The 12,638-nt window shown below is 62.7% G+C and carries 12 protein-coding genes and 3 tRNA genes; 14 read left to right on the forward strand and 1 reads right to left on the reverse strand.

Features of this window, described 5'->3' with window-relative positions; all coding sequences use genetic code 11:
- Positions 1-18 precede the first annotated feature (18 nt).
- From V5E97_RS10485 to V5E97_RS10540, 12 genes are all read left to right on the forward strand, one after another.
- Entirely contained in the window at positions 19-675 is a 657-nt protein-coding gene (locus tag V5E97_RS10485; RefSeq protein WP_406699274.1) for a DUF5947 family protein, read from the forward strand.
- The gene (locus V5E97_RS10490; RefSeq protein ID WP_406699275.1) at positions 656-1,315 is read left to right on the forward strand and encodes a DUF6084 family protein; all 660 of its coding nucleotides are present in this window, start codon (positions 656-658) and stop codon (positions 1,313-1,315) included. Before V5E97_RS10485 ends, V5E97_RS10490 begins: the two co-directional genes overlap by 20 nt.
- Positions 1,312-2,382 (forward strand): hypothetical protein, encoded by a 1,071-nt coding sequence (locus V5E97_RS10495; protein WP_406699276.1) that lies wholly within the window; start codon positions 1,312-1,314, stop codon positions 2,380-2,382. The genes V5E97_RS10490 and V5E97_RS10495 overlap by 4 nt, the downstream gene beginning before the upstream one ends.
- Positions 2,375-2,689, forward strand: a complete 315-nt coding sequence (locus V5E97_RS10500) for a hypothetical protein (RefSeq protein WP_406699277.1) — start codon at positions 2,375-2,377, stop codon at positions 2,687-2,689. The genes V5E97_RS10495 and V5E97_RS10500 overlap by 8 nt, the downstream gene beginning before the upstream one ends.
- The gene (locus tag V5E97_RS10505; protein WP_406699278.1) at positions 2,686-3,219 is read left to right on the forward strand and encodes a hydrogenase maturation protease; all 534 of its coding nucleotides are present in this window, start codon (positions 2,686-2,688) and stop codon (positions 3,217-3,219) included. The genes V5E97_RS10500 and V5E97_RS10505 overlap by 4 nt, the downstream gene beginning before the upstream one ends.
- A gap of 70 nt (positions 3,220-3,289) precedes the next feature.
- Positions 3,290-3,412, forward strand: a complete 123-nt coding sequence (locus V5E97_RS10510) for a hypothetical protein (protein ID WP_406699279.1) — start codon at positions 3,290-3,292, stop codon at positions 3,410-3,412.
- A gap of 9 nt (positions 3,413-3,421) precedes the next feature.
- On the forward strand, positions 3,422-3,751 hold the full coding sequence (locus tag V5E97_RS10515; RefSeq protein WP_406699280.1) for a hydrogenase maturation nickel metallochaperone HypA/HybF: 330 nt from the start codon (positions 3,422-3,424) through the stop codon (positions 3,749-3,751).
- Entirely contained in the window at positions 3,751-4,647 is an 897-nt protein-coding gene (gene hypB, locus V5E97_RS10520; protein WP_406701145.1) for a hydrogenase nickel incorporation protein HypB, read from the forward strand. The genes V5E97_RS10515 and hypB overlap by 1 nt, the downstream gene beginning before the upstream one ends.
- 658 nt (positions 4,648-5,305) lie before the next feature.
- Complete coding sequence (locus tag V5E97_RS10525; RefSeq protein ID WP_406699281.1) at positions 5,306-6,232, forward strand: DNA glycosylase family protein; 927 nt, start codon at positions 5,306-5,308, stop codon at positions 6,230-6,232.
- 398 nt (positions 6,233-6,630) lie between these two features.
- Positions 6,631-6,701, forward strand: a tRNA-Arg gene (locus tag V5E97_RS10530).
- A 39-nt stretch (positions 6,702-6,740) separates the two neighbouring features.
- Positions 6,741-6,812, forward strand: a tRNA-Cys gene (locus V5E97_RS10535).
- A gap of 109 nt (positions 6,813-6,921) precedes the next feature.
- Positions 6,922-6,993: transfer RNA gene (locus V5E97_RS10540), tRNA-Cys, on the forward strand.
- 165 nt (positions 6,994-7,158) lie between these two features.
- Here V5E97_RS10540 and V5E97_RS10545 read toward each other — a convergent pair.
- Complete coding sequence (locus tag V5E97_RS10545; RefSeq protein ID WP_406699282.1) at positions 7,159-7,305, reverse strand: hypothetical protein; 147 nt, start codon at positions 7,303-7,305, stop codon at positions 7,159-7,161.
- Between the two features lie 144 nt (positions 7,306-7,449).
- Between V5E97_RS10545 and V5E97_RS10550 the strand changes: the two genes are divergently transcribed.
- Positions 7,450-8,556 carry a slipin family protein gene (locus V5E97_RS10550; protein ID WP_406699283.1) on the forward strand — a complete coding sequence of 369 codons (1,107 nt, stop codon included), beginning with the start codon at positions 7,450-7,452 and terminating at the stop codon, positions 8,554-8,556.
- Between the two features lie 575 nt (positions 8,557-9,131).
- Complete coding sequence (locus V5E97_RS10555; RefSeq protein WP_406699284.1) at positions 9,132-12,488, forward strand: PVC-type heme-binding CxxCH protein; 3,357 nt, start codon at positions 9,132-9,134, stop codon at positions 12,486-12,488.
- The last annotated feature ends 150 nt before the right edge of the window (positions 12,489-12,638 follow it).

Consider the following 12,638-nt stretch of genomic DNA (forward strand, 5'->3'; position numbering starts at 1 on the left):
CTTGAAAGAGGAGCCGTGATGATTTCGGACCCGCCGGCGGAACAGCGACCGTGGGCCGTACTTCGCCAATTCGTGCGGCCTCGGCCGCCAGTCGAGCGCTGTGAGCTCTGTGGGCTCGGCTTGGCGGCCGAACATCCTCACCTGCTGGAGCCGGCCACCCGGCAGCTCCATTGCTGTTGCGACGCGTGCTCGATCCTGTTCAGTGGCCAGCGTCAGGAGGCACGCTATCGTCGAGTCCCTCCGCTTGTGGAGTGGCTCGATGGCTTTCAGCTGAGCGATGAGCGCTGGGACGATCTGCATCTGCCGATTAACCTGGCCTTCTTTGTTCGAAGCACCGCGGCCGGACGCGTGCTCGCCCACTTTCCGAGCCCGGCGGGGGCCACCGAGTCGCTCCTCCCCTTGGAGACCTGGGATCAACTCGCCAGGGAGAACCGGGTCCTCGAGACGATGGAGCCGGATGTCGAGGCCCTTCTGGTCAATCGATTGGGAGAGTCCCATGAGTATTATCGCGTCTCCATCGACGAGTGTTACAAGCTGGTCGGCCTGATCCGGACCCACTGGCGGGGCCTGTCGGGGGGGACGGTCGCCTGGGCGGAGATCGTTACGTTTTTTGCGGGGCTCAAGCAGCGGTCCCGGCCGTTCGGAGGCGCACCCAATGCCCGACCTGAACTTTGAGGTCGAGGGGGCCTCGCCGCTTTCGTTCGCCGTGGCGCCTCAACTGAACTTCAAGCTCCGGATCAGCGACTCGGCCGGAGCCCAGGCCCTGCCGATCCCGGCCGTGGCCCTGCGCTGCCAGATCCGGATCGAGCCGACCCGGCGACGGTACGCCCCGGCGGAGCAGGGCCGCCTGCTCGACCTGTTCGGCGAGCCGACACGCTGGGGACAAACGCTCCGGAGCATGCTCTGGACCCATACGAGTCTGATCGTTCCCCCGTTCACCGGCCGGACCGTTGTGGATCTCCCCGTGCCTTGCACGTATGACTTCAACGTCGCCGCCACCAAGTATTTTTATGCCCTTGAAGATGGTGAGGTCTCGCTCAGTCTGCTTTTCAGCGGGACCATCTTCTACGCTGAGGATGAGAGCGGGGCGTTGCAAGTCAGCCCGATCTCCTGGGAGAAAGAGGCCGAGTATCGGCTCCCGGTCCAGGTTTGGAAGGCGATGATGGATCTCTATTATCCCAACTCTGCCTGGCTTTGCTTGCGGCAAGATGTGTTCGACCAACTCTATCTGTACAAGAGCAGGCTCGGATTGCCGACCTGGGAACAGACGATGGAACGCCTCCTGGACACCTGCCGCGAGCGAGTGGAACCATGAATCAAAGCCTGGTCGACCGGCTCGTCAGCGCTCTCCTCTACGAGGGCTATCTGTTGTACCCCTACCGCCCGTCGGTGAAGAACCGCCAGCGGTGGTCGTTCGGCGGCCTCTATCCCCCCTCGTACACCGCCGGTCGCCCCGGGGCGGACGCCTCCACAATGCAGACGCAATGCCTTGCGCGAGGTTCTCCTCGCACCACTCTGACTGTCTCCGTCCGATTCCTTCACCTCGTGGAGCGTCGGGTCGGCGAGCTTGCCGGCCCCGTAACCGACGGGGCCGTCGATGGGTCGACCCCGGTCCGCTTCGTCGAATCACTCCGGGTCGGCGACTCTCTGATTCACTCCTGGCAGGAGGCGGTCGAACGGGAGATCCGCCTGGATGACTCGGATCTGGGGGGACTTGCCGCCCATTCGCGCCTGTTTGCGTTTCAGTTCGGCCCTGGATCGGAACGAGAGCCGGTGCGTGACTCCTCCGGAAGGATCGTCGGGCTCCTCGAGCGTCGGCAAAGACGCATGACAGGCGCGGTCGCCCTCTCGGCGGAGCCCGTGGGAGAGGACCACTTTCGGATCACGGTCCGGATCGAGAATCAGACCCCGTTCGGGGCGCTGAGCGACGACCGTGACGAGGTGCTCATGCACACCTTGGTGTCGTCGCATACGTCGCTCGGGATCCGGGACGGGGAGTTCATCTCGTCGCTCGATCCTCCCGAGGCGTTGCGTGCGCTGACGGCGAGTTGCCGGAACGAAGGGACGTGGCCGGTGCTGGTTGGGGCCGAAGGGGACGTCGACACGATGCTGTCCTCGCCGATCATCCTCTACGACTATCCACAGATCGCCCCGGAAAGCCCCGGCGACCTCTTCGACTCGTTGGAGATCGACGAGATCCTCACGCTGCGGATCATGACCCTCAGCGACGAGGAGAAGCAGGCGATGACTGAGCTCGACGATCGTGGCCGCGCTCTGCTGGAACGGACCGAGTCACTGGCCCGCGGACAGCTCATGGAGCTGCATGGGGTGATGCGGGAAGTCCGACCACTGGCGGGGAGAGGGGGCGAGAATCATGGATAGGTGGGATCCGACCCGCGAGCCACCGAAGCTCCAGAGCGTTCGTGTCGCCGGGGTCGAGTTTCGGCTGGGTGCCCCCGTCCGGCTCTGGCCCCTCGGGGCGGCCGACATCATGGACCTGGCCTTGAAGGGCAAGACGGCCGTCATCGAGGCCATTGAGCAAGACCTTGAGAATCGGATTCACCTGGCCGTGACGGTGGACGATGACCCTGGGCGCGACCTGGGGGCCGCGGGAAAGCCGGGCCATCGCTTCTTTTTTCGGCCCGAAGAGGTCGAGCCGCTCAGTGACGAGCCGGAGCGTCCCTCATGAGCCTGGTTCCGCAAGTTCTCATCGCCTGCGTCGGGAACATCTTCCTGGGTGACGATGCCTTCGGCCCCGAGGTGGCCCGACGGCTGGCAGGCCGCCCCCGGCCCGACGGGGTTCGCCTGGTCGACTTCGGCATCCGAGGGTTCGACCTGGCGCTCGCTCTCCTCGACGAAGCCACTGACGTTGCCATTCTGGTCGATGCGCTTCCTCGCGGTGCCGCGCCTGGCACCCTCTCCGTGATCGAACCCGAGTGGGAGGAAGCGATCCCGTTGGCAGGTTCCCGTCATGAGGGAACGATGATCGAGACGCACTCCCTGGACCCGGTGCGGGTCTTCCGCCTCGTCCTCGCGCTTGGGGGGCGTCCCAAGCCTGTCTTGCTGGTCGGTTGCGAACCGACTCCCTTGACTGAAGAGGACGACCCGACGATGAGGCTGAGTGCGCCGGTCGAGCGGGCCCTGGATGATGCGGTCCTCCTCGTCGAGTCGCTTGTTGTGCAGGTCCGCGAACGTCGTGGGGTGGGGGCTTCGCAATGATTGACGATCGTTGGAGTGTGGATTAAGCGAGATAACATGATGGTTCCTGGTGATGAGGAGGTCATTGGCCATGAAAGTGCTCGAAGTGCTTGCCGGATTGGCGTTGGGAATGGTGACGCTGGTGATCCTGGTTGTCGGAAGCCTTTTTGCCGTAGGATCGATGGGACAATACGTCAGGAACAAATCGATGTAGGACGGCCGGATGCATGAGCTCGGAATTGCGCAGGAGATCGTTGCGATGATCTGCGATCGCTCGGGCGGAGCGCGCGTCACACGCGTCGTCCTGGAGATCGGCAAGCTCTCGGCGGTCTTGCCCGACGCCGTGCGGTTTTGCTTCGACCTTTGCGTCGAAGGCACCCCCGTGGAAGGAGCGACCCTGGTGATTCTCGAGCCCCCCGGCCTGGCGCGATGCCGGGCGTGCGGAGGCGAGGTCAGTCTCGAACGCCCGTTCGGCCGTTGCGCGTGCGGCAACACCGACCTGGAATGGCTTTCCGGCGAGGAACTGAAAATCAAGGAATTCGAGGTGAAATGATGTGTGCCACATGCGGATGCTCCGACAGCTCGAGGCCGAAGCTCACCAACCTCGAAACCGGCCTGACGATCGCACTCGACGACCCCCAAGGTCACGAACACAGCCATTCTCATCCTCATCCCCACGATCACAGCCATTCTCATGGCCACTCTCACGCAAGTGACCACGACCACCACGAGCACGCCCATCATCACCTCCCTGCTCATTCCGGCACCACGATTTCCGTGGAAGCGGCGGTCCTCGCCAAGAACGACCGATTGGCGGAGCGGAACCGAGGATGGCTCGCCGGGCGCGATATCCTGGCTCTGAATCTGGTCAGCTCGCCGGGAGCGGGTAAGACGACCTTGCTCGAGCGGACGATCCGCGACCTGTCCGGTGAGTTATCGCTTTCAGTCATCGAAGGCGATCAAGAGACCTTGAACGATGCCGAGCGGATCCGGGCGACCGGCTGCCGCGTGGTCCAGATCAACACCGGGACGGGCTGCCACCTCGACGCCGCGATGCTGGCCCGCGGCCTGGACGAACTCAACCCGCCACTTCATTCCCTCGTCATGATCGAGAACGTCGGCAACCTGGTCTGCCCGGCGCTCTTCGACCTCGGCGAGCGGGCCAAAGTTGTCATCGCCTCCGTCACCGAAGGGGACGACAAGCCGCTCAAGTATCCTCACATGTTCCGGGCCAGCACGATCGTGCTTCTCAACAAGATCGACCTACTCCCCTACGTCCCGTTCAACGAGGCCCGGTTTCTCGATTCGGTCCGCCAGGTCAATCCCTCCCTCCGCGTCCTGCGCGTTTCGGCCACGACGGGCGACGGGCTTCCTGACTGGTACGAGTGGCTCCGCGTGCAAGTCTCACTTGGCTTGAGTGTCTCGACTCACGTCTCTCCGAGAAAATAGAGTCTGTCGCAAGGAAACCGGACCCCTCTGTCTACCCCGGAGGCCGAAATTCGCGAGAGAAACTCGTTCCCACGCTCTGCGTGGGAATGCCGTCCTGGCCGCTCTGCGGCCCTATTCGCCGGGGAAGACGTTGCGGACGGAATTCCCACGCAGAGCATGGGAACGAGATCCCGGTATCATTGCTACAGCCTAGAAAATGGCGGAATTTCTGAGACTGCCGCCACGTTACCGGTGGCTCTTCGTCAGCCCAAAGCCAGGGAGCTTGCACTCCCTGTCTTTGGGCCTTCGCATGGGCTGGTTCGTTTGACACCGTGGCAACGGCCCAGGGTTGACGGACCCGGGCGGAAAATTCGACAACGTGACTACACTGTTTTATGTGATTCGCTTTGCGGTGTGACTCTCGCCTCATGGCGACCGCCAGATTGGGGTCGTTACGCATCAGAATTGTCATAACCTCTGTGATTAGGGTATAAGGGACCTTCCCTGTTTCCGGCGAGAGGCGGTCCGCCCGTTGGGTTTCCGGTCGTGCCGTGGCCCACCAACCGGGCCTGTCCGTTGGATATGGCCCCGACGGGTCGCCTGGCCGAAATCACCCGACCAGTCAGATCGGATTTCACCGGTCGGGCTGGTTGACCACAACAGGTGGGAACCGCCCTGTATGGCAACGATTCTCATACCAGTTCCGGCCGGCTTTCGGTTCATTCCCACGGTCTTCAGCCACGGTTGGTATCAGCTTCCCCCATTTTCCTACGACCACGAGAGGCAAGGTCTGACGCGGATCCACCAGTTCCGCGACGGCGGGGTGGCGCGACTCCGGATCGGTCAGGGAGAGAACGAAGGGGCGATCGAGGTGACCGTTGAGGCGGGGGCCAAGGGTCGGCTTGTTCGCGAACGCCGCGAGGAGGTCGTGCGCGTGGTGGGCACCTGCCTGAACTTAGGTCGAGACCTGGCACCGTTCTACCGCTCGACCCGAGGTCGGCCGGATTACCGGTGGGTCGAGACGATGGGTGCAGGACGGATGCTCGTCTCTCCGACCGTTTGGGAGGACATGGCGAAGACGCTACTCACCACGAACACAACCTGGGGGGCGACGGTGCAGATGTGCCGCCGCCTGGCGACCCTCGGCGAGCCGTTCGGCGAGGGAGAGCACAGCTTCCCGACCCCTGAACGGGTCGCCAGCCTGAGCGTCGATGCGTTGAACGAACATGTGCGCGCTGGCTATCGAAGCGCCTACTTGAGCCAGCTCGCCAGGGCGATCGTTGAGCAGGGGCTGGATCTCGAGTCGTGGCGCGAACCAGGCAGCTCCAGTGACGACCTGTTCCGCCGGATCCGGGGCCTGAAAGGGTTTGGTGAGTACGCCGCCGGGAGCATGTGCCGGCTGCTCGGGGCGTTCGATCGCCTTGGGCTCGACTCGAGCTGCCGCGCCTCGTTCCGCGAGCGAAACGGGGGTGAACTGGCGAGCGACAAGCAGATTGCCCTTTATTACGAGCCGTTCGGAGAGTGGTGCGGGCTTGCCCTGTGGATGGACGTGATGAAATCCCACCTGGCGGAATATGCGGGAGCCCCGTCTCATCGACAGGGCTAAGGCGTTTCAAAGATGTAGCTGGATTCAGTATATTTCGTGGCAAGGAATCCGCGAAGGATTCCCGGTGTGGAGAAATAATCTTCTCCCGGAGCGCGAACATCACGCGGGCGTTCGGCGTCTTCCCTCGGTAAGAACGAAGAATCGACACAGGCCAAGGTGGCTCACGTGGCAGGCCGAAGCAAACGCAAGTCAAGGGTAGGGGAGGGTGGGATGCGGACGTTGTGTCGTCAATCAGGTACGGGTCGCAAGGGGCCTGGCCGCCCTGCCGGAGAACTGGCGATATTGCGGAACTGCCGACAGCACATTCGCACTTGATGCTTGACCGCAGACCCATGGTTGGTCTCCCGCGGCCCGGCGTCACGCGACGCCGGGCCGCTTTGCGTTGCGCTGTTGAGTTTGTCCTCGGAGTGTGAGGGAGGCACGCGACTTTGCGAAGGTCGAAGCTCAGGTTCGACTCCTGGCGAGGGCACTCGGTTTTGCTGGTTGCGGTTTTGTTTTTCATCCCAAAGACGCTGAAGCCAGACGGCCAGGCGACCGGTTGCAGACCGGTTTGAAGTGGGTTCGACTCCCACCGGCGTCTCTTTGTAAGCAAGCGACTGGTCCCGTCAGGCCCGCGGCGCGCTCGCCTCGTGATGAACGATCGGAAAGGGCGTGTTCCGTGCAGGGAATCGAATCCGGGGCGGGGCCAGGTCGTGGTAGCTCAGAGGTAGAGCACCAGGCTGCAAACCTGGAAGTCGCGGGTTCGACTCCCGTCCACAACAGCACGCTGCAGTCGCTCCCAACCGAACGACCGCAACCGGGATGCTAATCACATCTCGACCACCACGCTTTTGCCCGAGGGGGATGGGCGGCCCGACCGGTCAGTCTTCGTTCAGGCGGAAACATCTTCATGAGAGGACGCAGATGCCAAGGCGAGGACAACGCATTCAGACACCCTGTAGCACGCGGATTCCGTCGCTCTTGGTCGGCGGCAAATGAAGGCTGACGCGACGCCCTGGCATCGAGTGGTTGACCCCGCCCGGTGTCAGGCGTTCGAGGACGCCCTCCTGCAACCGTCGACCGGGCCGACTCAAGCGAGGCTCCGTGTCCCATCGCGTGACCACCGGTCGTCCCGTCCCCTGACGGACTGTTGTTGAAATTGATAAAGCGTTGATAAATAGAAGAAATCTACGAGGTAGGCCTGCCAGGTGTCGTGCCGGAGGCTGGGAGGTTTCATTATGTTCTTCTGTAAGGTATTCAGGATTCATAGCTTCGAGATGGGCCTCCGCTTTCGCGCAGGTGAGTTCTGTGGACTGCTCGGCCCTGGCACGCACTGGTTCTTTGACCCGCTCGATCGTGTCAAGGTCGAGGTCGTCTCCCGGCGCCAGCCGTTTCTGCAGCACGAAAAGCTCGACCTGATCGTCAAGTCGGGCGAGTTGAAGGGGCACGCCCAGGTCTTCGACCTCGAGGACAGCCAGCGTGCGCTGGTTTGGATTGAGGGCCGGTTCACGCGGATCTGTGCGCCCGGTCAGTATGCGTACTGGACCGACCAGCGGGCGGTCCGCGTCGAGATCGTCGACCTGCATCGGCCGCGGTTCGAGCACGAGGACCTGAAGGTCATTGTTCGCAGCTCCACGGCTCGTGAGCAACTGGAAATCGGGGCGGTGAGCCGTGGTTGCGTCGGGGTCCTGTTCCTCGATGGCCGCTTCAGCGAAATCCTTGAACCAGGCCCTTGGGCCTTCTGGAAGGGGGTGGCGGACGTCCGTGTCGTGGAAGTCGACCTGCGAGAGGTCACGCTCGACGTGCCGGGCCAGGAGATCATGAGCGCGGACAAGGTCACGCTGCGGCTGAACGCCGTGGCAACCTACCACGTGATCGACCCGCGCCGGGCGGTTTGCGCGACGGACGACTACAAGCAGGCTCTCTACCGTGAGGCCCAGTTGGTGCTCCGGGCGGTCGTCGGGGGCCGTGAGCTCGATTCTCTGCTGGCGGATAAGGAAGCCGTGGCCCATGAGGCTGTCGCGCTGTTGGCGCCTCGGGCCGAAGGGCTCGGGCTCCAGGTTTCGGCCTTCGGTATTCGGGATCTCATCCTCCCGGGGGACATGAAGGACCTGATGAACAAGGTGACGGAGGCGAAGAAGGCCGCCGAGGCCAACCTCATCACCCGTCGCGAAGAGACGGCCGCGCTCCGCAGCCAGGCCAACTCGGCGAAGCTCCTTGTCGATCATCCGATGCTCATGCGGCTGCGCGAGCTCGAAGTGCTCGAAAAGGTGGTCGCCACCGGCAAGCTCAGTGTCGTGCTCAGTGATAAGGGGCTCGCCGACCGTGTTGTAAACCTTATCTGACCCAGATTTCCGAACGACCAGACGTGGCGTCAACGATCCCCGTAGGGTGGGCACGGCCCACCATCTTAACCTCCGCTTTGGCAAGGAGATAGGGATGGTGGGCCGTGCCCACCCTGCGGGGAAAATCCAATTCTGGCTGCCGATGAATCATGAATCATTGATGGGTTCATGGCGGGTTAGGCGAGGCTTTACGTCGAAATTGGGCGAACCCCGTAAGCAGTCACAGGGCAAACTGCCTGTGGATTGCTCGCGGGGTTCGCCTGTGTCTGGCGTAAGCGGCGTAGCGGGAGCGTAAACGGCGAATTTGGCGGCAGTCGAGTTGCGTGTATCTGTATTCGGGCCGCGGGGTGAGTCGGGGTCGTTGTCGAGCAAAGGCTCATTCGAATACGAAAGGAGGACGCATGCCAGCGGTTGTCGCTCATGATCCGACCGTTTACTCTGGACGATTGCGGTGGGAATCTTCCAGCGGCTTTCACCGCCTGCTTTACCGAAGCAATCGGCGGAAGGGGCGAGCTTGCCCTCTTTTTATTGAGCCGTGTGAAGTTGATCGTGCACCACGCCGAGGCCCTTGATCCATGACTCACGCGAAGCGTGCTCTCCTCGTTCTGGGTTCCTTGCTGGCTTGCGGCCAGGTGGAGCCGGCGATTGCTCAGGGACCATCCAAGGAGTTGGCCAAGAAACTGCTGGCCTTGCCGCCACGGCCACAACGCCCCGCGTTGCCGCCCAGCCGGTTGCCTCTCGAATTTCTCAAGGGCGAACGGATCGCCTTCGTCGGGAACTCGTTCGCCGAACGTATGAATTTGTTCGGACACTTCGAAACGTTACTTCACACGCGATTTCCTGACAAGGAACTGGTGATTCGCAATTTCGCGAGGCCGGCCGATGAGGTGGGCATCCGCCAGCGTTCGGCCGACTACACGGCCCTGGACGATCCTCTGACGGCTTTCGGAGCGGATACCTATTTTTGCTTCTTCGGCTTCAATGAGTCGTTCGCAGGCGCCGCGGGGATCGAGAAGTTTCAGGCCGACTACTTGCGGTACTTCGACACGATCGCCGCGCAGTATCCCCGCGACGACACGAAGGCTGCCCCTCGATTCGTGGTGATCTCCCCGATCGCGTTCGAGCCGACCGGCGACCCGCTCTTGCCCGACGGTCGCGCGGAGAACGAGCGACTGAGCCTCTACGCTCGAGCCTCGGCCGAGGTGGCGGCGAAAAAGGGGATCGCCTTTGTGGACTTACTGGAAAAGTCGACCGGTCTGATGACCGCCGAATCCGGCATGCAACTGACGATCAACGGCTGCCACCTCAACGAGCGTGGTGATCGCGAAGTGGCTCGTTTGATCGACGAAGCCATGTTCACGATTCCCTCGTCGGCCAGCGTGGGAAGTCCCGCCTACGAGACGCTTCGCGCCGCTGTCAACGACAAGTCCTGGGTCCACCTCCAGGATTATCGTATGCTGAATGGTTGGTATGTTTACGGCGGGCGTCGGACCTGGGATACCGAGACATTTCCCCGTGAATATGTGAAAATTCGGAAAATGGCGGACGTCCGCGACCGGTATATCTGGAACCTCGTTCAGAATAAGCCGGTTCCCGAGCATCCCGACGATTCCGCGACCGGCGACCTGATCGTCCCGGATACGCGGTTCGGTGAGCCCCGGCAGAAATACTCGGAAGCCGATTCGTTGCGGTATTTGACGCCCGAGCAACTCGTCAAGGCGACCACCGTTCCCCCTGGGTTCGCGATCGAGCCGTTCGCCGACGAGACCAAGTTTCCCGAATTGGCCAAGCCCGTTCAGTTGAATTTCGATAACAAGGGACGGCTCTGGGTTGCTTGTATGCCCACCTATCCCCAATGGAAGCCGGGCGACGGCAAGCCCAGCGATAAGCTGGTCATCCTCGAGGACACCGACAAGGACGGGAAGGCGGATCAGTGCAAGGTCTTCTATGACAAGCTGCAATGCCCGACCGGCTTCGAGTTCTGGAACGGCGGCGTCCTGGTGGTCGACCAGCCGCGGTTGCTCTGGCTGAAAGACACTGACGGTGATGACAAGGCCGATCAGGTCGTTCACCTTGTCGACGGCTGGGCTACCGACGACACCCACCACACCTGTGGCGCATTCGAGTGGAATCACGCCGGGGCGTTGCACATGCTCGAAGGCATCGCCACGAGCACAACTCTCGAGACTCCCTGGGGGCCGCATCGGAGCCAGGGGACGGGGGGAGCCTATGTGATGGACCCCCGGACCCTCAAGGTTCGCCAGTTCGCATTACCCGGCCAGTACAATATGTGGTGCTACGTGTTCAACGGCTGGGGGCAGGGCATCGTCGGCGATGGGACGACGGCCAATCAGGCCTGGGACACGCCCCTCTCCGGAGCCCAGTACCGCGGTCGCACCGGCCTGAACATGGTCTTCGACAACGAAGGGATGAGACCCGCCTTGGGGAGCGAGTTCCTGATCTCGCGACACTTCCCCGATGACGTTCAGGGGCAGTTCACCTATGCCTGCGTCATCAACATGAATGGGATGCCCCGGTTCAGCCTCAAGGATGACGGCGGAGGCTACCATGGCGCCCGGTTGAAGCTCCCCAACGGCCAGCCCGATGACCTGATCCGCTCGACCGACAAGCACTTTCGCCCGGCGGATCCGCAGATCGGACCTGACGGAGCACTCTGGTTCGGCGATTGGGCGAACGCGTTGATCGGTCACATGCAGTACAGTCAGCGCGACCCGAATCGAGACCACACGCGCGGACGGATCTATCGACTCGTCTATCCGGGACGGCCGCTAGTGGAACCGGTGACCCAGTTCGGCAAGCCCGTGCCCGAGCTCCTCGACCAGTTGCGGCAATACGAGTGGCGCACCCGCTATCGAGCCCGTCGCGAGCTGCGCGATCGCCCGTCGAACGAAGTCGTCGCCGCCGTGAAGACTTGGGTGGCCAAGCTCGATCCCAAGGACCCCGAGTTCGATCGGCTCCGTTGCGAGGCGCTCTGGACCCTGGAGTCGCACCATCGCCTGGATGCCGAACTGCTGACCCAGGTCCTGAAGGATTCCCCCACGTTTGAGGCGCGGGCCGCCGCCGCTCGGATCGTCGCGGACGAGCGGGATTCGCTTCCCCAGGCCCTCGACCTGCTGCTGGCCGCCTCCAAGGACGCTCATCCTCGGGTCCGGACCGAGGTGGCCCGTGGCCTCAGCTACTTCCCCGAGCTCAAGGCCGTCGCTGCGATCTTGGCCATGACTGTCGCGCCGGCCGACTACTGGTGCGACTACACCATCAAACAGGCGCTCGGGGCCAACGAAAGCGTCTGGCGAGCTGACTATCTGACGGGGCGGCTCCCGAAGTCCAGCCCGCGCGGCTCCGAGATGGTGACCCAGTTGATGTCGGCCTCGAAGGCGGGGGCGGCGGCCTTGCCCTTCCTGCAGTCCTTGCTCAGCCAGGAACCGAAGCCAGACGAAGAACGGGATAAGGCCATGACCGGCCTGGCTCAGTTGCGGGGGGATCAGAACCGTGGTCGCGAAGTCTTCGTCCGAACCTGCACTGCCTGTCACCGGGTGGGCAACGGCGATGGCCGCGAGTACGGTCCGAACCTCGCTGGTGTGGCCAAGCGCATGCCTCGGGCCAAGATCATCCACTCCGTGATCGACCCGAATGCCGATGTCGATCCCAAGTATCGCTCGACCATGATCGCGACGTCGGATGGCACGATCGCGTCGGGCCTGTTGGTCAGCGAAAACGACAAGGAGGTCGAGATTTTCGACGGCAAGGCCACGCGCAAGATTCTCGTTAAGGATATCGAGGAGCGTGCTCTCCGGACCCAGAGCAGCATGCCCGAAGGCACCGCCTCCACCCTGGCTCCCTCGGAGTTCGTCGACCTGATCGAATACCTGGGAGCCCAGAATCAGGATGTGAAGCCGACGGAGTCGAAGTAAAAGAAGCGGGTTCACGTCCATCGGCTCCGACATTCGCGAATGTCGGAGCCGTTGGTCTTTCATGGCACGAAGTCTACTTCCACTGGCTTCCTGTTCCGTGGCGAATCAACGCGGGCGTTCACCGGGTTCCAGAATTGATGGAAACGAGGG

It is taken from the genome of Singulisphaera photorubra (genome assembly GCF_045290345.1).
In the GTDB taxonomy this organism is placed as follows: domain Bacteria; phylum Planctomycetota; class Planctomycetia; order Isosphaerales; family Isosphaeraceae; genus Singulisphaera.

Coding starts and splice junctions, on each gene's coding strand:
- V5E97_RS10485 (WP_406699274.1), top strand. CDS start 19: ATGATTTCGGACCCGCCGGCGGAACAGCGACCGTGGGCCGTACTTCGC.
- V5E97_RS10490 (WP_406699275.1), top strand. CDS start 656: ATGCCCGACCTGAACTTTGAGGTCGAGGGGGCCTCGCCGCTTTCGTTC.
- V5E97_RS10495 (WP_406699276.1), top strand. CDS start 1,312: ATGAATCAAAGCCTGGTCGACCGGCTCGTCAGCGCTCTCCTCTACGAG.
- V5E97_RS10500 (WP_406699277.1), top strand. CDS start 2,375: ATGGATAGGTGGGATCCGACCCGCGAGCCACCGAAGCTCCAGAGCGTT.
- V5E97_RS10505 (WP_406699278.1), top strand. CDS start 2,686: ATGAGCCTGGTTCCGCAAGTTCTCATCGCCTGCGTCGGGAACATCTTC.
- V5E97_RS10510 (WP_406699279.1), top strand. CDS start 3,290: ATGAAAGTGCTCGAAGTGCTTGCCGGATTGGCGTTGGGAATGGTGACG.
- V5E97_RS10515 (WP_406699280.1), top strand. CDS start 3,422: ATGCATGAGCTCGGAATTGCGCAGGAGATCGTTGCGATGATCTGCGAT.
- hypB (WP_406701145.1), top strand. CDS start 3,751: ATGTGTGCCACATGCGGATGCTCCGACAGCTCGAGGCCGAAGCTCACC.
- V5E97_RS10525 (WP_406699281.1), top strand. CDS start 5,306: ATGGCAACGATTCTCATACCAGTTCCGGCCGGCTTTCGGTTCATTCCC.
- V5E97_RS10550 (WP_406699283.1), top strand. CDS start 7,450: ATGTTCTTCTGTAAGGTATTCAGGATTCATAGCTTCGAGATGGGCCTC.
- V5E97_RS10555 (WP_406699284.1), top strand. CDS start 9,132: ATGACTCACGCGAAGCGTGCTCTCCTCGTTCTGGGTTCCTTGCTGGCT.